The following is a 17,908-nucleotide window of genomic DNA, read 5'->3' as shown; positions in this document are numbered from 1 at the left end:
TCCGCGCGCAGGGCGGCAGCGGATACGCTCAACCCGCTGCCTTGCAATCCTCGGCCTGCTGTTTCGGCGCAGGTTGAGGCGCAGCCGCTTTGGCTCCGGACAACCGCGATACCCCGAACAACACCAGTGCCAGGCCGGCCAGTTGGTAGATCGAGATCGCCTCGCCCAGCAGCGCCCAGGAGGCGAACACGGTGAGGACCGGCCCCAGGTTGCCGAACGCCGCCGCGTGGGTGGCACCCATGCGCTGGATGGCCAGCGCCATCCAGTAGATCGGCAGCACGGTGGAGATCAGTGCCATCAGGGCGCCATAGAGCCACACCGAGCCTGGCAGGGTTGCCAACTGCTGCGCGTCGCCGGTCACCGCGTAGTGCCCCAGCACCATCACCGACGAGGCGATGCCGGCCAGCGCGGCCAGGCGCATCGAGCCGACACGCTGGATCACCGCGGCGGTGCCGATGTAGTACACCGCGTAGGTCACGGCGCTGGCGAAGACCCAGATGGCGCCCAGCAGGATCTGCCCGCCGCTGCCCTCCACCTTGATGTCGTGCACCAGCGCTATGCCCAGGCCGAGGTAGCACAGGGCCATGGCTGCGAGGGTGCGTGAGCTCGGGCGTTCGCGGGTCATTGCCATCTGCAGCAGCAGGACCAGCGTCGGGTAGGTGAACAGGATCAGCCGCTCCAGGCCTGCGCTGATGTATTCCAGGCCGTAGAAGTCGAACAGGCTCGACAGGTAATAGCCGACCAGCCCGAGCAGCAGGATGCGTACACCGTCGGGCAGCGAGAGCCGCGCCTGTTGCGGCCCCCGGCTGAACCACAGCAGCCAGAGGAACAGCGGCAGCGCCAGGCCCATGCGGATGGCCAGCACCGTGATCGCATCCACGGGCGCGGCCGCATAGGAGAGCTTGACGAAAACCGCCTTGAGGCTGAAGCCGGTGGCGGACAGCACGGCGAAGAACACGCCATTGTGCAGGCTGCGCTGGTACAGGGAAGTCAGATTGTTCATGTCGGCGGGAACGCAGGGCAGGGGAAAGGCATTATTCTATGGAGAAGGCTGGGCCGCTAGAATGCTGGATTGGCGAAGATTGCTTTCATCCATGGAGAACGCAAAGTGCATTTCGATCTTGCCGATCTGCGCCTGATTGCCGCCATCGCCAGCACCGGCAGCCTGAGCAAGGCAGCGGCCTCGGTGCCCGTGGCGGTCTCGGCGGCGAGCAACCGCCTGCGCCAGTTCGAAGAGCGCTGCGGGCTTGCCCTGTTCGCCCGGCACAGCGACGGCATGACGTTGACGCCGACCGGTCGCCTGGTGCTGGAGGCCAGCCAGCGCGTGCTGAAGGAGGCGCGGCAGCTCAAGGACACTCTGCAGGAACTGGGCGGTGAACGGCGCATCACCTTGCGCCTGGCGGCGTCCACCGTCGCCAACAGCACCTTCCTGCCCACTGCGCTGGGGCCCTTCCTGGCGGATTATCCGGAGGTGGACCTGCAACTGATCGAGCAGAACAGCAAGGACGTGTTGCTCGCGGTGCGGGACGGCTCGATCGATATCGGCGTGTATGACGGCAACCTGCCCACCGCGGACCTGCTGTCGCTGCCGTTCCGCAATGACAAGCTGGTGCTGCTGGTGCCGCGGGACCACCCGTTGGCCAGCCAGCACCTGCCCAGCCTGCGCGACGCGTTGAGCTTTCCCTTCGTCTGCCTGCCGGCCGAGCGCGCCATGCAACGCTTCGTCGAGGCGATGGCGGTACGCAATGCGCTGCCGCTCAAGGTGCGTGTGCGCGCGCCGAGCTTCGATGCCATCGCCCAACTGGTCGCCCAGCGAGTGGGCGTGGCCATGTTGCCGGAGGCTGCCGCGACGCGGCTGGCGCAGGAATTGCCGACGACGCTGGTGGCCCTAGCGGACCCCTGGGCCACCCGTGAGCTGCGTCTTTGCGTTGCCGACTGGGATGCCCTGTCGTCCCACGCCCGGCAATTGGTGACCTACCTGATGAACGAAGGGGCAACGCCGCCCTAGGTCGAGGCTGCGCTGCCCCGGAGGACATGGTGGCGCCGACCCCTTGCGACGTTGCATGGGCACATTGCCGGTGCGCCAATGGCCGTGGCCAGGCCCCTGGCGTATAGTCGCGCCCCCCCAGCGAAACCGCCAGGGCCGGCCAGGCCGGCTTGCGGCGACGCAACCATCGAGGCGCGAGGAGCACGCCAGCAATGAATACAGAACAGGGCATCCTGCGGCTTTCCATCATCGTGACCGTGCTGTTGGCCGGTTTCGGTATTGTCGTCGGCTTGCTTTCGGGATCCTTTTCCATCGTCTTCGATGGTGTCTACTCGCTGGCCGATGCCAGCATGAGCGGCCTGGCGCTGATGGTGGCGACACTGATCCGCCGCCACACCACCGAGGGCGACGCCAGCCGGCGCCTGGCCGAACGCTTCAACATGGGCTTCTGGCACCTGGAGCCGATGGTGCTGGCACTCAACGGCACGCTGCTCTGCGGCGTGACGCTGTATGCGCTGATCAACGCCATCGGCCGGCTCCTCAGCGGCGGACATGCGCTGGAGTTCGGCTTCGCCATTCTTTATGCGGCGGTAGCTACCCTGGTCTGCTTCGCCCTGGCGGCGGTGCAGTTCCGCGCCAACCGGCGTATCGGCTCGGACTTCGTCGCCCTCGATGCCAAGTCCTGGGTGATGTCCGGCAGCATTTCCCTGGCCTTGCTGATCGCCTTCCTGGTCGGCGACCTGGCGACCGTGAGCGGCTACGCGCAGATTGGCCCGTATGTCGACCCGGCGGTGCTGGCGCTGATCTGCCTGGTGATCCTGCCGATTCCGTTCCTGACCATTCGCCAGGCGCTCAAGGACATCCTGCTGGTCACCCCGCCGGAGCTGAAGCAGCACGTCGACGAGGTGGCCGCGCAGATCGTCGCGCAGCACGGCTTCCTGGCGTACCAGGCCTATGTCGCCAAGGTCGGGCGGGCACAGCAGATCGAGCTGTACTTCATCGTCCCGCCGGGCTGGCCGGCGCAGACCCTGGACGAGTGGGACCGGCTGCGTGACGAGATCGGCGAGGCCATCGGCGGCGAGGGCCCGAACCGCTGGCTGACCATCGCCTTCACCACCGACCCGCTCTGGACCCGCTGAGCCTGACCGGGCTACGCGAGCGCGCCAGCCCGTTGGTTTGCCGGCCTCAGGCCGTGGTATTCACCGACGTGCCGCTGGTGCCGCTGCCGGATTCGGTCAGCGCTTGCGAATAGGCGGCGGTAGCCGCTGCCACGGCCGCCGAGGCGGACGACACACGCGCCTGTGCAGCCTGGGCGGCGATCTGCTGGGCCTGCTTTTCTTCCTCGGTCTGGCCGCCGCCCTGGCTGGCCTTGGCAAGCTCCTGCTCGGCTTCTTCCAGTTCCTTCTGCGCCTGCTCCATGGCCTGCTTGAGTTTTTCCAGGGTGGTGTCGGAGCTGCTGTCCGAGCCGCTGCTTGCCGCGGTGCCACCGGCACCTGCCGCTCCGCCCGCGCCTTGTGCAGAAGCACTTGCCGAAGTCTGGCCGGTGCTGGTGGTGTCAGTGGTGGTGCTGTCTTCGCCGCTCGCCGCAACGGTCGAGGCGGAGGAAGTCGAGGCAGTGGAATAGCGAACGTTGGTGGCGCTGACGGCGCTGATGGTGGTCATGGCGAGGCTTCCGCTGAGGATGGTTATCCGACAGTGGCGGCCGCCGCGCAGCGAAATTTAGCGCGGCTTGTTATCGACTTGGTATCAGGCCTGGTACGACCTTGCGGCGGTGTCAGTTGTGTTCCACCAGTCGAGGCGTCTGCGAGCCTTCCAGGGACAGGTGGATCACACCGGCGCGGCTAGGGAAGTTCGGCGAATCGTCGTCGGTGTTTTCCATCACCGGGATATCGATCAGCGTGCGCTGGCCCGTGGGGTCGCTGACCAGCCTGGCATTGAGTGCCTCGATCGAGCGCCAGCCACCGCCGCCGATCTGCATGGCATCCAGCAGGCTGTAGTGCTCCTGGCCTTCCTCGTTCGGGGTAGAGGCAAAGACCGCGAGGTACTGATTGTAGTTGTTACCCATGTCGAAGCCTTCGACGGTGAAGACCGCCAGGGTCAGCTCGCTGCCGTTGCCGGCCTTCAGGGTCTGCACCCGGGTGGCCTCGGGGTAACCCGTGGCGAAGCTGTCCTTGTACAGCTCGACCAGGCGGCCGACCTGTTCTTCCAGGGGCTTGGGAACAGGCGCTTGCTGGGCGGCGTGGGAGACGGCGCAGGCCAGCAACAGGCTGGCGGGTAACAGGTGCAATTTCATCGCAGAAACATCCGTGTGACGGTTGGAGCGCGGGGGCCGGCCGGCATCGGGGATGCCGACCTTCGCAGGAGCACAGGCTGAGGGTGAAAGCCGTTCAGTTCCTGGGCACCCAGTCCCCGATCTGCGAGCAGGAGTAAGTGTTGGAATAGTCGTAGTAGCGCTGCATGGGCGCGCTGCTTTCGTAGCTGCCGCACTGGTAGACCGACGTGCCTTTCTGCAGGATCAGGAAGTGGATCTGGGTGACTCGCCCCGGCGCCACGTAGGCCGCCTTCACTTCATAGCCGCTGCGCAGCAACTCCGTCACCTTGACCTCTTCGGCAGAAGCCTGCGAGCTGATGGTCAAGAGTCCGAGCAACGGAAATGCCGCTTTCGCCAGGTAGTTCATGCTTGGCATGGTTTCGTCTCCTCCTTGATGGGGAAGCCTGGGCTCAGGCTTCCGGCCTCAGCGCGATGCCGCCGCAATTGCCGCGGGTCAGCAGGTAGTCCACCTGCCGGGCGCGATTGATGGCGACACGGATTTCACAACTGGCGGAGTGGACCACGTCGCCCCAGTACTCGGTATGCACCAGTTGGCCGTTCTGCGGGCCGGTGTAGGTGCCGAGCGCTTCACGCGAGACGTAGGAAGTATCGCGGCGGTAGATCAGCACGACCCAGTCGTTCTCCGGCGCAAGGCCAATATCGCTGGGTGCACCGAAGTGGTCGATGGCATCGCCGGCCGGGCGGCCCTTCCAGTAGCTGCGGGCCTGCGCTTCTGGCAGGGTGGGAATGGCGGAGCAGCCGCCGAGCAGGATGGCGATCATCCCGAGTGCCAGTAGACCTTTCATTGCACACCCTCCTTGGCCGGTGCGTTCTTGACCGGCATCTGCTCGAAGCCCTTGTCGACCATCTGCAGGATCAGGTTCTTGGCGTGCTCACGGTTCTGCAGTTGGAACAGGCCTGGAGCGGCCGAGACCAGCTGCGTCATGGGCATCTTGCCCAGCGGGTACATCTTCTGCTCGACGTGGGCATCCGGCTTGCAGAGGAAGTCGCGGCTCTGGGCGATCCACGCCTCAGGCTTCTTCTGCCATTCCTTGGAGACCTTCTTCGGACGGATGTCGTTGTAGAATTTGTCGTAGTTCTGCGCGCCGTTGAGGCGCACGCGATTCTTCGCGCAGTCGACCTCGACGTCATAAGCGGTAAAGGTCGGCTTGGCGCCTTCCTCGTAGAACTGATAGACGCCCAGCGAGCGCACGCCGTTCTTGCGGTCGTAGATGTTGGCGGGGTCGCCATCGATGACGAAGATTTCGTTCTTGTAGAGGCTGCCCTGCTGGTGAATCAGCCAGAAATCGCCAGAGGGACCTTCCGCTTGCGCGGCGAGCGGGCTGCAAAGCAGCAGGGCAGGCAGCCAGGGCCTGAGGGGCTTGAACATGAGCGGACATTCCTTTGCCGTTGTGTTCGCCGGGGCACAGCGCACCCCGGCGAAAGAAGGGTAGGAATCTAGTGGCGCAGTAGGGGAGGGTCAACCTTCCTATCGGATTTCTGTGACGAGCGGCAGCGAACTTTCTTTGTTGACCATGCGCTGATGGGGAGGGCTTGGGGCCGCTGAAACGTCCGGCATCGGGCGCTTGATGCCGGGCCCTTCATGGCGTGGATCTCAAAGCGAAATGAATTGGCGAATGGCCTGGATCGTCTGGGCTGGCGCCTCTTCCATCAGCCAGTGCCCGGCGCCCGGCACCACCACTTCGGTGACGTTGTCGGCGGCATTGCGCATGACGATGGCCTCGTTGGCACCGAAGGATTTTTCACCGCCGACGGCGAGCACCGGCATCGTCAGCCGCGTCTTGTTCGACGCCTCGTTGTCCACCGCGTCCTGGCGAATGCTGCGGAACTGGGCAAAGGCGGCATGCATCGCGCCGGGACGGGCGTAGAGCTTGGCATAGTGCTGGCGGGTCGCTTCGTCCACCTTGTGCGGATCGCCGGCGAACTCGTTCCAGAAACGGTCCAGGTAAATGCGCTCGCGCCCTGCCACCAGCCGTTCCATATCGGGGCCGCCGAAGTCGAAGTGCCAGAGCATCGGCGAGCGGACGATCTCATTCCACGGCGCGATGCCGGGGACGGGAGCGTCCATCACCACCAGGCGCTCGGTTCGCTGCGGATAACGCGCCGCATAGGCATAGGCCACCATGGTGCCGATGTCATGGCCGATGACCACCGAGTGCTCGATGCCCAGTGACGCCAGCACCGCCCGCACATCTGCGGCCTGTGTCTTCTTCTCGTAGCCGCTGGCCGGAATCGACGACAAGCCCATGCCACGAAGGTCCGGCACGACGACGGTGTGGTCCTTGGCCAGGTCCGTGGCCAGCGGCGCCCACATGTCGCCGGTGTCGCCGAACCCGTGCAGCAGTACGACCGCCGGCCCGCTTCCGCCGACGCGCACATGGATGGTCGCACCCTCTACGGGGATCTCCTGGGTATGAAAGGAGGAAGGGAAGGCGGCTATCCCCGCCTGGGCCGGAGCGCTCAAAGTCACCAACAGGGACGCGGTCAGCAGGGTACGGATCATCGTGATCTCTCCAGGAGTGTCGACTGGAGGAGCGTAGTTCGGTTTGCGATGGACACACGGACCGGCACAGCGCTCCGCTGTCACTCAAGGTGCAGCCCCTCAACGGGGAGATCGTTGTGCGCTGACACATTCGTCGTTTTCACGGCTGTTACGACCGTGGCCATGGAACACCGGAGCCGGGCAGAAGAAGCGTCCGTGCCGAGCTGAATCGAGCAATCGGGCCGCGGCCTGACCGCAGGCGTCCGCTTCTCACGGGCAGCTTTTGCTCAGGAGCGGACTTCTGCATTACTGACAATTTGCTCAGTCAGCCTACTGGCCCTCTGCGCCGCTTGGGCTTGTATTGCAGAGCTCTTTCCGAGTCGCAGGCGGGCACTAGCGCGTCGATTTTTCTATTACCGGAGGCATCAGGTTCTCTTGGCGGGACTCCAGAATCATGCAGTTCCTAGGGACGAGTCCCGTATTGCTCGAGCCACTGAAGGAGCAAGTCCATGTTCCGTCGGCGGCCTGCGTCCAGACAATCACGGTTGCGGGCTCACCAGGGGTACCCGGCGAAGTGTCGCAATGGATATTGGAGGTAAGGCTAGTGACCCTGCAGCTATTGCTGGCTCCAGAACCTTTGGCAGTAGCCGCGAGAGGCGCGTAATGGTCCGCAGGCTGCCGCTTCTGCTGTATGAAATTGGCAACTTCGGCGCTCTGGGCCTGCGCTTTTGGAATCTTCACCCGATCCTCATCGAAGTCCCCTTTCTCGGCGTCACGATGACAGGCGGAACAATTCGCCGCGCTACCGATGTTAGGGCGCTTGAAGGTCGAAGCGCTGATGTCGTCGTGCTTTTTCAGGAACCACCGCGTTTCCGTGATGCGTGGTGGGTTGCCTGGACTTCCGCCTTCCACCGGAAGCCGGTTGGCCATTGAAGCCTGGAGGAGGAAGTCGAGAATGACTTTCTCCGTGTCTGGATCAAGGCTCGCGTCGCTGCCGTAGTGGTTGCTCAGGTCACTCATCTGAACCCTCCAGGCGTCCGGCGGCAGTAACCCGGGCGAATAGGCCAGATGGCAGGCCGAACACTCTTCGCGCCAAGGCTGTGGAGCGGCTGCAGAAACAGCCAGCTGTTTGGGCCGCTTATACCCTCCGTGCTTGTTCCCTCCGTGGTCTTCAGCATTGCAGCCAGCCACATTCAGCGTGGCAACGAACATCAGTAGCAGTCCCTTTCTGTTCATGCGCGTCGCTCCGGCTATTTCAGGTTGCTGATCCAGGAAACGAAATCGCCCTTTTCTTGGGCACTGCATTCACGTCCGAATACGTCGTTGCAGTTTCGCCGGAACCACTTCTCCACCTTCTTCGCATCGGTGAAGCGAGCGGGTGTAATACTCGGCGCCAATGGCTCGATCTTGCGGAAAGTCAGCGTTTTTCCCGGTTGTAGCGGGTCCTGTCCGTGGCAAGTGGTGCAACTCATGTTCTTGCCGTCGCGAAGTTCTTCACGGAAGTAGAGAGCCTTGCCGCGTTCGCCGGAAAAGCCGGTGAAATTCGGCTCCTGCTGGCGTGCCTGGGCGGCGTAACTGTCGAGCAATGCAGCCGGATCGGCGGCCAGAGCCAGAGCGGAAAAAAACGAACAGAAGATGCTGGTGATCAATGTGGACTGGCGCATGGGTACTCCCCCTGAATTTTCCACACAAAATCTATGGTCTTTTTCTTAATTCAAGCTGAAATACCGTGCTAGAGCGGTTCATGGATAGTTAAGGATGCCCGCCTACAACCCTTCAAGGTTTAGAAAGGGGGCATGACATGAACGCGTACAACCGGTTTCGTCTCTATCACTGGTCGCTTGCGGCGTTTTTCGTGGGGGTGTACCTCAGCGGCGAACGTGCTGAGACTTTGCATGTGTGGTTGGGCTATGGGCTTATCGCCCTGCTGTGTGTCCGTCTGCTGGCAGCGCTTGGCTCGGCAAATGGTTTTCCCCGGCTGCTCGTCTCTCGACGTATCACTGCAACTGCGAAACTCCGCGTAGGGAAGGGCCTGACTGCGGCCCTGCTGGCTATGCTGGCGGCGTGCGCGGCGTTGGGTTGGCTGATGATCGATAATGTGGACTTCATCAATTCGAGCGCAGCGCTGGAGCTTTCGGACGCCTGGAGGCTAAGTGTTCTGGATGCTGAAAAACTTCCCGGCGACCCAGCAGAAAGCCATGAGCTTCTTGCCAACCTGACGTTAGGGCTGGTCGTTGCCCACTTGGGCTTCCTCCTGCTATTTGCCCGCAAGCCTGCTTGGACGATGCTCACGGCACGCCGCACGACGAAGGCGCCCAGTGATCAGATCGCGCTACGGGTTCGGGCTGTCCAGGTTGAAACCGCAGATAGCCGCTCCTTCGAACTGGTCCCAGCCAGTGCAGGCCGATCGCTGCCGGGCTATCGACCGGGCCAGTACCTTCAGATCCAGGTGCCCTGTGACGAGCTGCCATTGTGGCGGTGCTACTCGCTATCCAGCACACCAGGGCTGGACGATTGCCTGCGGATCACTGTGAAGCGGGTTCCAGGTGGCCGGGCTTCCAACTGGCTCCTGGACGGACAGAGGGTGGGCATGACTTTTCGGGCGAAGGCGCCCATGGGCGGTTTCGTTTGCCCCAGCAGAGCAGGGAGTGTCCTGCTGATAGCGGCTGGCAGCGGCATTACCCCGGTGTATTCGATACTGCGTGACCTGCTGAAAAATGGGAGTGGCCGTGTTCGACTGGTCTACCTGAATCAGTCTCCGGCCTCCACCATTTTTGCTGCCCCACTGTTAGCCCTGCAGAACCAGTACACAGGGCGATTTACCCTGCAGAACCGCTACACCGACGAGCGCGGCCGGGCAGGAAGGCAGGAACTGTTGCAGCTCCTGGCTCCATGGTCGGATGAAGAAGTATTCATCTGTGGCGGCGCCGACTTCATGGACCTGGCCACCGAATGCCTCCAGGAACTCGGGGCTCCGCCCCATCGAATCCACAGCGAGAGCTTCAGTGGCCACTGCCAGGTGCTCCCACCAGCGGGTGAGGTGACACATGGCATCCAGGTCGAACTGAATGGGCAGTCTCTCCAGGCCGACGGTCATGCGGGTGAAGTATTGTTGGAAAGCCTGGAGCGCGCAGGCCTCCATCCGCCCAGTGGATGTCGTACTGGCCTGTGTGGAGCATGCCGTTGCAGAGTCGAGGACGGCGCGGTGCACATGCGCAATAACGACGTATTGAATGATGATGAGATCAGGCGGGGCTGGACCTTGGCGTGCCAGGCGGAGGTCCGTGGAGATTCGGTTCGGGTGCGGTTTTGATTACCCAATGGGAGGCACCGTTCATCCCGTGGGTGATGTGGAGGTGATGGTGTCCGCAGTGGGGGAACGGCTCCTTGCCAGGGGCCGCTTTCGGCCCGAAACGGATATGCGCGCTCCGATTGATGCGTCTGGCGGTGAAGGAGATGGTGATCTGTCCGGCGGCGGGGCTGGAAGGCAGTTACCTGGACATGGATCTGCTGTTGGTTTGCGGCGGCCTGCGCACGCCGCTCAAGGACACGCCCGGCCTCAGCCGACTGCTGCAGCTCGCCGACGAGCGCGGTATCGCTCTGGCTGGCCTGTGGAATGGCGCCTGGTTCCTCGGCAAGGCTGGCCTGCTGGATGGGCACCAATGCGCGGTGCACCCGGAAAATCGCGCTTCGTTGACAGAGGTTGCGCGCAACAGCGTGCTCACCGCCGAGAGCTATATCCTCGACCGCAATCGCCTCACCGCGGCAGCCCGACCGGTGCCTTCAACCTGGTGCTGGAGTGGATCCACAACCTGCACGGGCGCGAGCTGGTGGAGGACATCGTCGATATCCTCGTCTTCGAGCAATCGCGTGACCGCCGCACCCGCCCGGCACGGCACGAGAAGATGGCCCAGCCGCTGCGCGACGTGCTCAACCTGATGAGCGCGAACATCGAGGAGCCGCTGAGCACGGATCAGCTTTCCGAGTGCGTAGGGCGTTGCAAGCGCCAGCTGGAGCGCCTGTTCACGGAGCCGCTGGGCACCTCGCCGGTGCGCCATTACCTGGAGCTGCGCATCACGGAAAGCCGCCGCCTGCTGCAGCATTCGGATCTGTCGCTGGTGGAGGTGGCGTTGGCCTGCGGCTTCGTTTCGCCCAGCCATTTCAGCAAGTGCCACACCTCGTTCTTCGGCCATTCGCCGTCGAAGGAAATGCGCTTCGGTTGCGTGCGTTCCGCCAAATCACGCAGGCGCCCGACGAGTCAGTCTGCGTGCCCGCAGTGCCTTGTCGATGGTGTTCCTCGCGCAGGTCGGCTGGTTAACTGGCCGGACGTGCAGAGAACAAGAGTGAGGAACAGGACGTGATCTTTCTTTACAACGCCGAACCCGAACACGCGGAAAAATGGCGGGCTCTATTGGCCGCCCAGGTGCCGGACCTGGAGTTCGTCGAGGGCTTCGACGCGGTCGACCCGGCGCGTGTCACCTACCTGCTGACCTGGAAGGCAGTCGCCGATATCGAGCGTTACACCAGCCTGCGCGTGCTGTTTGCGGCCGGCGCCGGGGTGGACCAGTTCGACCTGGCGAAGATTCCCGAATCGGTGGCGCTGGTGCGTATGGTCGACGAGTCCCTGGCGGACATCATGGCCGAGTTCGTGGTGATGTCGGCGCTGGCGCTGCACCGCGAGATGCCGGCCTACCGCGCCGCGCAGGCAGCGCAGGTGTGGGAGCCGCTGAGCATCCTCCCGGCGTCGAACAGCCGGGTCGGCGTGATGGGCCTCGGCCAGTTGGGCCAGGCATGCCTGGCCCAACTGCGTCACCTGAAGTTCCAGCTGCTGGGCTGGAACCGTTCAGCCCGCGAGCTGGACGGCGTGAAGACCTACACCGGCCCCGGGGAGCTCGCAAGCTTCCTCTCCCAGTGCGACATCCTGGTCAACCTGCTGCCGCTGACCGACAGCACCCGCGGCATCCTCAACCGCGAGACGCTGGCGCAACTGCCCAGGGGCGCCGGACTGATCAACGTCGGCCGCGGCGAACATGTGGTGGAGGCCGACCTGGTCGCGGCACTGGACGCGGGGCAGGTCGGCGCGGCGATTCTCGACGTATTCCAGCAGGAGCCGCTGCCCGAAGGGCATCCGCTGTGGTCGCACGCGCGGGTGTGGGTCACTCCGCACATCGCCAGCACCATGCAGGTGGAAGGCGGCGCGGCGGTGGTGGCGAAGAATATCCTGCGGGATCTGCAAGGCAGCGAATTGCTGCACACCGTGGATCGCCAGGCGGGCTACTGAGGCGTTTCGCTTATCGCTGAAATAGCCGGCGTGCGCTGTTTGCCGTGGGCGGCACTTTCGATACTGGCGGCTCCCAACCGTCATTCAGGAAGTGCCGTTCATGGACCAGGAGCCGCTGCAAGCTCGTGACTTCGCCTTTATCCACTTCGCTGCCGTCGCCCTCTGCGGCTCGCTGACCGTCGCCCTGGCGCTGTTCCTGGCGCGGCTGGGCGTGCTCCTGCACTGAGGCTCAGGCAGTGATGGCCGGGCTCAGTGCGCCGATCAGCGCGCGTGTCTGGGCGTCGCGATGGGCGCAATAGAGCACCACGTCGCGGGGTGGCAACTCAGGCAGGCCGAAGCGCTCGCGCACATCGACGCAGCTCGCCGGCGCCATGCGCTCGACCATGGCGCCAATGCCGATGCCGGCCGACACCGCTGCACCGATGGCCAGAATTCCCGAGCCGACAAAGGCTTCGCGCCAGTTGCGGTTCTGCCCCTGCAGCGCGCTGCTGACCATGCTGCGCATGCCGCAGGGCGCCGGCTGGATCGCCAGTGGCAGTGGTGCGCCATCGTCCAGTTCGAACCACTCGGCGGCCATCCAGCCGAAGCGTTCGCTGCCGATCACCTCGCCGTCCTGGCGGCGGTTGTCGTGGCGCAGGATCAGTGCGATATCCAGCGCGCCTTCCTCGTAGCTCTCCAGCATCTGCCGCGAAGTGCCCAGGCTGAAGGCCACGATCACCTCCGGATCGGCTTGCGCCAGACGCTGGAGCCAGTGGCTCAGGTCCGCCCCGAGGATGTGATGGCTTACGCCGATGCGCAGGGTACGGCGCGGCGCGTCGAAGCAGCGCAAGGTGTCGTCGTAGCTCTGCAGCAGGCGGCGGGCGCTGGCAATGAACACCGAGCCCTGGGCGGACAGGGTGACGCGGCGCGGTGTGCGCTCCAGCAGGGCGCGGCCGAGGGATTCTTCCAGGCGCTTGATCTTCAGGCTGATCGCCGCCTGGGTGGTGCCGGCGACCTCGGCGGCGCGGGTGAAGCTCTTCAGGTCGGCGACCAGCAGGAAGGCGCGGATGGCTTCTATATCGGGGGTTTTCATGGCAGCGAATCGTCCTTGGGGCTATCGCCAGTCTGGCAGCTGGGCCGGCACAACCCAAGCCCCGGATGCGCTACAGTGCCGCCTTCGCCACTGACGAGGAATCGCGATGCTGACCCAGGCTTTCGCCTACAAGTGCTGGTCGGACCTTCGGGCGCTGGACGCCATCGCCCAGATCGACGCCGGGCGCTTCCCCGAGGAGCATGCCTTCGCGCTCCAGCAACTCAACCACATGGCCATCGTCGAGGACCTGTTCCGCGCACGGCTGAAGGGCGAAGCGGACCCGCACCCGGCCACCAATACCCAGGTGGTGCCCGGTTACGACGAGCTGCGCGAGCGCCTGCTGACCTCCGGCCAGTGGTACGTCGAGCAGCTCGCCGCGCTGACCCCGGAGCAGGGGCGCGAAGTCATTCGCTTCCGCTTCACCGACGGCCGTAGCGGCAGCCTGACCCGCGAGGAGATGTTCTTCCACATCCTCAACCACGCGACCTACCACCGCGGCTCCATTGCCCGCGCGCTGGACCAGGCCGGCGTGGCGCACCCGGCTGACACCTACACGGTGTTCGTGCACGCGACCGAACCGGAGCGCCGGAAGGGCTGATCCAGCCGGCGCACCTGGTTCGCCAGGCTTGGTGCCTCAGGCTTTTTTGGTGGATGGCAGCAGGATAGTGATGCAGCCCATCAGCGGCAGGAACGAGCACAGCGTGTAGACGTACTCGATGCCGTGGATGTCGGCCAGGTGACCGAGGAACGCCGCGCCGATGCCACCGAAGCCGAACATCAGGCCGAAGAACACCCCGGCGATCATGCCGACGTTGCCCGGTACCAGTTCCTGGGCGTAGACCACGATGGCGGAGAAGGCCGACGCGAGAATGAAGCCGATCACCAGGCTCAGCACGCTGGTCCAGAACAGGTCGACGTAGGGCAGCGCCAGGGTGAAGGGCGCGACGCCGAGGATGGAGAACCAGATCACCGCCTTGCGGCCGATGCGGTCGCCCACCGGGCCGCCGAAGAAGGTGCCGGCGGCCACCGCGCCGAGGAAGCCGAACAGGTAGAGCTGCGAGCTGGCCACCGAGAGGTCGAACTTCTCGATCAGGTAGAAGGTGTAGTAGCTGGTGAAGCTGGCCATGTAGAAGTACTTGGAGAACACCAGCAGCGCCAGTACCACCAGCGAAGCGCTCACCCGCCCCTTGGACAGACCATGGGTAGCCACGCCGCCGGCCTTTAGCTTGAACAGACTTAGGTGGTTGCGGTACCAGCGGCTCAGGCCCCAGAGCACGCCGACGAGGAACACCGCGAACAAGCCGAAGTACGCCACGTGGCCCTGGCCGTACGGAATGATGATGGCTGCGGCCAGCAAGGGGCCGAAGGCGCTGCCGGCGTTGCCGCCGACCTGGAAGGTGGACTGCGCCAGCCCGTAGCGCCCGCCGGAGGCCAGCCGCGCGATGCGCGAGGTTTCCGGGTGGAAGGTCGAGGAGCCGATGCCCACCAGCGCCGACGCCAGCAGGATGGCGTGGAAGCTGCCAACGAAGGCCAGCATGAGGATGCCGATCAGCGTGCAGACGCTGCCCAGCGGCGCCAGCCAGGGCTTGGGGTGGCGGTCGGTGTGGTAGCCGACCCAGGGTTGCAGCAGCGAGGCAGTCAGCTGGAAGGTCAGGGTGATCAGGCCGACCTGGGTGAAGCTCAGGCCATAGTTGGCCTTGAGCACCGGATAGATCGACGGCAGCACGGCCTGGATCAGGTCGTTGGTCAGGTGGGCGAGGGCGCAGGCGCCGATCACGCGCATCACCAGCGGGCTGGCCTGGCTGGCCACGGTCGGCGTGGCCAGGGGGGAAGCAGTGGTAGACATGGGACTCCGGGGCAGCAAGGTAGGGCGCGCGGGCGGGGCGCCGGGTTCTTCGAATTGGGTGGTCTATGCTAGGCGCGCTGCTGGAAGCTGTCTCACGCGATCCGGACGACGAATATCGCGAAACGGCCAAATCGGTCGGCGGCGACCATCCTCGAGCACTGCCGCGCGTCGGTTGGCAGGTCCGTATACCGGCCTGAAAAGGTCAACAGGCGACACCCCTCTCTGCAGCTAGGTCAGGCGAGGGGAAACCCCGCTCAGTTCCATGAGGAGGTGCAATATGGGCAAGATCACTGGCGGTTGCCTGTGCGGCAACCTGCGTATCGAAGCCATCGAGCAACCTTACCGGGTAGGCATCTGTCATTGCCTGGACTGCCGCAAGCACCATGGTGCGCTGTTCAATGCCTCGGCGATCTTCCCCGAAGATGCCGTGCGCATCGACGGCGAAGCGCGGGAATACGCCGGGCGTGTTTTCTGCCCACGCTGCGGTTCATCGGTATTCGGCCGCAGTCCCGGCGAGATCGAGGTGGCCCTTGGCGCGCTGGATGCGCCGGACCAGTTCCAGCCCACCTATGAGCTGTGGACCTGCCGCCGCGAAGCCTGGCTGCCGGACTTCGCGATGCGTCACCGTTATGAGCGCGACCGCGAGTCATCCGACCGGCACGAAGACTAGAAAAGCGCCGCTCACGGACAGAAAACGCAGTCCACGGACCAATCGCGCGCCCATTTTTCATGGGCGCCGACTTGTCACATTCGAGCCCCGAAGGCCCCCGATAGTAGCCCCGCCAACCAAGCTCAAAGAGGCTACACCGTGTTCCATCGTGCTCTGCTTTCCCTGTCCTTGCTCAGCCTGTCCATCGCCTGCGCCAATGCGGCCGAGGCCAACCGCCTGGATACCCCGCGCCTGACCGGCATCGACAACTTCCGCGACATCGCCGGCACCACCACCGCATACACCACGCTCCACGACGGCGTGATGCGCTCGGGCGTGTTCTACCGCTCCAACGCACTGACCCCCAGGGGCACCGACCTGGCGGTGCTGAACAGCCTGGGCATCAGCAACGTCTACGACCTGCGCACGCCCGTCGAGGCGGCTGCCACGCCGGACACCCTGCCGGCCGGGGCGGTTTACCAGAACATCGACATCATCGGCAGCACCACCTCGGGCGCCAACATTACCAATATCTCCTTCACCAGCGCGGCCCAGGCCGTGGCCATGATGGAGGAAACCAACCGCGCCTTCGTCAGCGACGCCGGCATGCGCAGCCAGTTCACCGTGCTCTTCAACGAACTGGCCGGCGCCGACGGTGCCGCGCTGTTCCACTGCACCGCCGGCAAGGACCGCACCGGCTGGACCGCCGCCGTGCTGCTGAGCATCGCCGGGGTGGACAGCCAGACCATCATGGAAAACTACCTGGCCACCAACGACTACACTGCCGCCCGCATCAAGGCGACCCTGGCGATGATGCCGGCCAGCATGGCGGCCATCTACGCGCCGCTGATCGGCGTGCAGGCCAGCTACCTGCAGGCGGGCCTGGACGAAGTCACCGCCCGGTACGGCAGCATGGACAACTACCTCAAGGAGGGCCTCGGTCTGTCCCAGGAAACCCTCTACGTGCTGCGCGGCAAGATGGTCTACTACAACAGCCTGCCGGGTACTCTTGGCCTCTCGGGCAACGCCGCCGCGGGCGCGCAGCTGCTGACCCAACTGCAGAACAGCAGCCTCTCCGGTGCCTACACCGCGTACAACTACTATCTGCAGTCGGCCATCGATGCCGGCACGCTCGGTGGTGTGGAGTCCACCGTCGGCGGCCAGGTGCACGCCGACGCAGCCAGCTACCTGCTGCGCCAGGATGCGCTGATCGACCGCGCTGCCGCGCCCTACGCCAGCGGCGTCGACCTGAAGACCGGGCAGACCCGCCTGTGGACCACGGCGCTGGCCGGCTATCAGGGCAACTCCGCGACCTCCAACGCCGAAAGCAGCAACGAACACACCCAGGGCCTGATGGTCGGCGTCACCCAGCGCTTTTCCGAGCAGCTCAGTGGCAATGCGGGCTTCGGCTACAGCAAGGGTCGCGTCGGGGGGAGCGGCGGTGATGTCGACACCGACCTGACCTTTGTCCGTGGCGGTGCGCGCCTCGCCCTCGATGGCCTGGATCAGGGCCTGTTCGTCGACGCCGACTTGAGCTATGGCTGGCTCGACTACGACAGCAAACGCGATATCGGTGGCGGCCTGGGCAAAGCCAAGGGCGACACCAGCGGCAACCTGAGCGGCGCCAGCGTCGCGCTGGGCTACCGCACGGCGGTGTCCACCGTGACCCTGGAGCCGAGCATCGGTCTGCGCTACAGCCACCTGGACCTGGATGGCTTCCAGGAAAAAGGCAGTGAGCTGGCGCTGGACGTCAACGATATCAGCGAGAACCGCCGCAGCGTCTACGCCAACCTCAAGGCCTCGTTCGCCCCGGTGGCCCTGGGCAGTGGCTGGCAGATGGTGCCGGGCCTGGAGGTCGGCTACGACCACGCGTTGGGCGACTACAAGGTCGATAGCGAAGGCCACCTGCTGGGCCTGGACGTTTCCCAGCGTGCCGCCTTCGACAACCGTGACCAGTTCAACGGAGCGTTCAGCCTGACCGCCAGCCAGGGCGACTTCAGCGTCGGCGCCGAAGTCGGCGCACTGGGCGGCAGCGGCAGCCACGGCGCCAGTGGCAGCCTGAAGGCCAGCTACCAGTTCTGATCGGTGGCGGCCTAGGTAAGCGGCCCGTCGCGTCCAACGCGGCGGGCCGTTTCGCTTTCCAACACGTAGGGCGCATAACGCCCACGGCGTTATCCGCCAGGGCGGCGGATAACCCGTTCCGGGTTATGCGCCCTACGCCCCCGGGTGGCCCAGAGTTTTCCTCTGGAAACGGAGCAG

The 17,908-nt window shown here is 64.7% G+C and carries 19 protein-coding genes and 1 pseudogene; 9 read left to right on the top strand and 11 right to left on the bottom strand.

All coding sequences use genetic code 11. The features are described from left to right. Nucleotides 1-28: 28 nt before the first annotated feature. A complete protein-coding gene (locus LDJ84_RS17770) occupies nt 29-1,003 on the bottom strand; it encodes a DMT family transporter (protein WP_024763788.1) in 975 nt (324 codons plus the stop codon). Nucleotides 1,004-1,108: 105 nt separating this feature from the next. On the opposite strand from LDJ84_RS17770, the gene LDJ84_RS17765 reads away from it, so the two are divergent. After that, complete coding sequence (locus LDJ84_RS17765) at nt 1,109-2,008, top strand: LysR family transcriptional regulator (protein WP_024763789.1); 900 nt, start codon at nt 1,109-1,111, stop codon at nt 2,006-2,008. Nucleotides 2,009-2,199: 191 nt separating this feature from the next. After that, complete coding sequence (locus LDJ84_RS17760; RefSeq protein ID WP_226045150.1) at nt 2,200-3,126, top strand: cation diffusion facilitator family transporter; 927 nt, start codon at nt 2,200-2,202, stop codon at nt 3,124-3,126. Nucleotides 3,127-3,172: 46 nt separating this feature from the next. Here the strand turns inward: LDJ84_RS17760 and LDJ84_RS17755 are convergent, their stop codons facing one another. The 8 genes from LDJ84_RS17755 to LDJ84_RS17720 all read right to left on the bottom strand — a co-directional run bounded on the left by LDJ84_RS17755 (nt 3,173) and on the right by LDJ84_RS17720 (nt 8,465). Next, complete coding sequence (locus LDJ84_RS17755; protein ID WP_226045149.1) at nt 3,173-3,649, bottom strand: hypothetical protein; 477 nt, start codon at nt 3,647-3,649, stop codon at nt 3,173-3,175. Nucleotides 3,650-3,761: 112 nt separating this feature from the next. Further along, entirely contained in the window at nt 3,762-4,280 is a 519-nt protein-coding gene (locus LDJ84_RS17750) for a hypothetical protein (RefSeq protein WP_226045148.1), read from the bottom strand. 94 nt (nt 4,281-4,374) lie between these two features. After that, nucleotides 4,375-4,674, bottom strand: coding sequence for a hypothetical protein (locus tag LDJ84_RS17745; RefSeq protein WP_226045147.1), 300 nt, complete (start codon nt 4,672-4,674; stop codon nt 4,375-4,377). A 34-nt stretch (nt 4,675-4,708) separates the two neighbouring features. Next, nucleotides 4,709-5,104: a hypothetical protein gene (locus LDJ84_RS17740; RefSeq protein ID WP_024763794.1), complete on the bottom strand. Its 396-nt coding sequence runs from the start codon at nt 5,102-5,104 to the stop codon at nt 4,709-4,711. Then, the gene (locus tag LDJ84_RS17735; RefSeq protein WP_037008977.1) at nt 5,101-5,688 is read right to left on the bottom strand and encodes a hypothetical protein; all 588 of its coding nucleotides are present in this window, start codon (nt 5,686-5,688) and stop codon (nt 5,101-5,103) included. The genes LDJ84_RS17740 and LDJ84_RS17735 overlap by 4 nt, the downstream gene beginning before the upstream one ends. Nucleotides 5,689-5,913: 225 nt before the next feature. Continuing rightward, on the bottom strand, nt 5,914-6,822 hold the full coding sequence (locus LDJ84_RS17730; RefSeq protein WP_226045146.1) for an alpha/beta fold hydrolase: 909 nt from the start codon (nt 6,820-6,822) through the stop codon (nt 5,914-5,916). Between the two features lie 372 nt (nt 6,823-7,194). Continuing rightward, a complete protein-coding gene (locus LDJ84_RS17725; protein ID WP_226045145.1) occupies nt 7,195-8,037 on the bottom strand; it encodes a diheme cytochrome c in 843 nt (280 codons plus the stop codon). Between the two features lie 14 nt (nt 8,038-8,051). Next, entirely contained in the window at nt 8,052-8,465 is a 414-nt protein-coding gene (locus LDJ84_RS17720; RefSeq protein WP_226045144.1) for a DUF1924 domain-containing protein, read from the bottom strand. 137 nt (nt 8,466-8,602) lie between these two features. Between LDJ84_RS17720 and LDJ84_RS17715 the strand changes: the two genes are divergently transcribed. The 4 genes and pseudogenes from LDJ84_RS17715 to LDJ84_RS30730 all read left to right on the top strand — a co-directional run bounded on the left by LDJ84_RS17715 (nt 8,603) and on the right by LDJ84_RS30730 (nt 12,308). Next, entirely contained in the window at nt 8,603-10,114 is a 1,512-nt protein-coding gene (locus LDJ84_RS17715; protein ID WP_226045143.1) for a 2Fe-2S iron-sulfur cluster-binding protein, read from the top strand. A 143-nt stretch (nt 10,115-10,257) separates the two neighbouring features. After that, nucleotides 10,258-11,039, top strand: a pseudogene (locus LDJ84_RS17710) (GlxA family transcriptional regulator); the annotation flags it as partial. Between the two features lie 119 nt (nt 11,040-11,158). Further along, nucleotides 11,159-12,082 carry a 2-hydroxyacid dehydrogenase gene (locus LDJ84_RS17705; protein ID WP_084357158.1) on the top strand — a complete coding sequence of 308 codons (924 nt, stop codon included), beginning with the start codon at nt 11,159-11,161 and terminating at the stop codon, nt 12,080-12,082. Between the two features lie 100 nt (nt 12,083-12,182). Then, a complete protein-coding gene (locus LDJ84_RS30730; RefSeq protein WP_255302883.1) occupies nt 12,183-12,308 on the top strand; it encodes a hypothetical protein in 126 nt (41 codons plus the stop codon). Between the two features lie 3 nt (nt 12,309-12,311). Here the strand turns inward: LDJ84_RS30730 and LDJ84_RS17700 are convergent, their stop codons facing one another. After that, nucleotides 12,312-13,154: a LysR family transcriptional regulator gene (locus LDJ84_RS17700; RefSeq protein WP_226045142.1), complete on the bottom strand. Its 843-nt coding sequence runs from the start codon at nt 13,152-13,154 to the stop codon at nt 12,312-12,314. Between the two features lie 106 nt (nt 13,155-13,260). On the opposite strand from LDJ84_RS17700, the gene LDJ84_RS17695 reads away from it, so the two are divergent. Continuing rightward, nucleotides 13,261-13,752 carry a DinB family protein gene (locus LDJ84_RS17695; RefSeq protein WP_084357156.1) on the top strand — a complete coding sequence of 164 codons (492 nt, stop codon included), beginning with the start codon at nt 13,261-13,263 and terminating at the stop codon, nt 13,750-13,752. Nucleotides 13,753-13,788: 36 nt separating this feature from the next. Here the strand turns inward: LDJ84_RS17695 and LDJ84_RS17690 are convergent, their stop codons facing one another. Next, nucleotides 13,789-15,000, bottom strand: coding sequence for an MFS transporter (locus LDJ84_RS17690; protein WP_065085655.1), 1,212 nt, complete (start codon nt 14,998-15,000; stop codon nt 13,789-13,791). Nucleotides 15,001-15,277: 277 nt separating this feature from the next. Here LDJ84_RS17690 and LDJ84_RS17685 point away from each other — a divergent pair, with 277 nt between their 5' ends. Further along, nucleotides 15,278-15,670 (top strand): GFA family protein, encoded by a 393-nt coding sequence (locus LDJ84_RS17685; protein ID WP_024763804.1) that lies wholly within the window; start codon nt 15,278-15,280, stop codon nt 15,668-15,670. 138 nt (nt 15,671-15,808) lie between these two features. After that, nucleotides 15,809-17,731, top strand: coding sequence for a tyrosine-protein phosphatase (locus LDJ84_RS17680; RefSeq protein WP_226045141.1), 1,923 nt, complete (start codon nt 15,809-15,811; stop codon nt 17,729-17,731). The last annotated feature ends 177 nt before the right edge of the window (nt 17,732-17,908 follow it).

The sequence above is a fragment of the Pseudomonas sp. HS-18 genome (assembly GCF_020401845.1).
GTDB lineage: Bacteria > Pseudomonadota > Gammaproteobacteria > Pseudomonadales > Pseudomonadaceae > Pseudomonas > Pseudomonas nitroreducens.
Note: the sequence above shows the minus strand (reverse complement) of the source record. Positions and strands in the feature narration are given on the sequence as shown.

Coding starts and splice junctions, on each gene's coding strand:
- LDJ84_RS17770 (WP_024763788.1), bottom strand. CDS start 1,003: ATGAACAATCTGACTTCCCTGTACCAGCGCAGCCTGCACAATGGCGTG.
- LDJ84_RS17760 (WP_226045150.1), top strand. CDS start 2,200: ATGAATACAGAACAGGGCATCCTGCGGCTTTCCATCATCGTGACCGTG.
- LDJ84_RS17755 (WP_226045149.1), bottom strand. CDS start 3,649: ATGACCACCATCAGCGCCGTCAGCGCCACCAACGTTCGCTATTCCACT.
- LDJ84_RS17750 (WP_226045148.1), bottom strand. CDS start 4,280: ATGAAATTGCACCTGTTACCCGCCAGCCTGTTGCTGGCCTGCGCCGTC.
- LDJ84_RS17745 (WP_226045147.1), bottom strand. CDS start 4,674: ATGCCAAGCATGAACTACCTGGCGAAAGCGGCATTTCCGTTGCTCGGA.
- LDJ84_RS17740 (WP_024763794.1), bottom strand. CDS start 5,104: ATGAAAGGTCTACTGGCACTCGGGATGATCGCCATCCTGCTCGGCGGC.
- LDJ84_RS17735 (WP_037008977.1), bottom strand. CDS start 5,688: ATGTTCAAGCCCCTCAGGCCCTGGCTGCCTGCCCTGCTGCTTTGCAGC.
- LDJ84_RS17730 (WP_226045146.1), bottom strand. CDS start 6,822: ATGATCCGTACCCTGCTGACCGCGTCCCTGTTGGTGACTTTGAGCGCT.
- LDJ84_RS17725 (WP_226045145.1), bottom strand. CDS start 8,037: ATGAACAGAAAGGGACTGCTACTGATGTTCGTTGCCACGCTGAATGTG.
- LDJ84_RS17720 (WP_226045144.1), bottom strand. CDS start 8,465: ATGCGCCAGTCCACATTGATCACCAGCATCTTCTGTTCGTTTTTTTCC.
- LDJ84_RS17715 (WP_226045143.1), top strand. CDS start 8,603: ATGAACGCGTACAACCGGTTTCGTCTCTATCACTGGTCGCTTGCGGCG.
- LDJ84_RS30730 (WP_255302883.1), top strand. CDS start 12,183: ATGGACCAGGAGCCGCTGCAAGCTCGTGACTTCGCCTTTATCCACTTC.
- LDJ84_RS17700 (WP_226045142.1), bottom strand. CDS start 13,154: ATGAAAACCCCCGATATAGAAGCCATCCGCGCCTTCCTGCTGGTCGCC.
- LDJ84_RS17695 (WP_084357156.1), top strand. CDS start 13,261: ATGCTGACCCAGGCTTTCGCCTACAAGTGCTGGTCGGACCTTCGGGCG.
- LDJ84_RS17690 (WP_065085655.1), bottom strand. CDS start 15,000: ATGTCTACCACTGCTTCCCCCCTGGCCACGCCGACCGTGGCCAGCCAG.
- LDJ84_RS17685 (WP_024763804.1), top strand. CDS start 15,278: ATGGGCAAGATCACTGGCGGTTGCCTGTGCGGCAACCTGCGTATCGAA.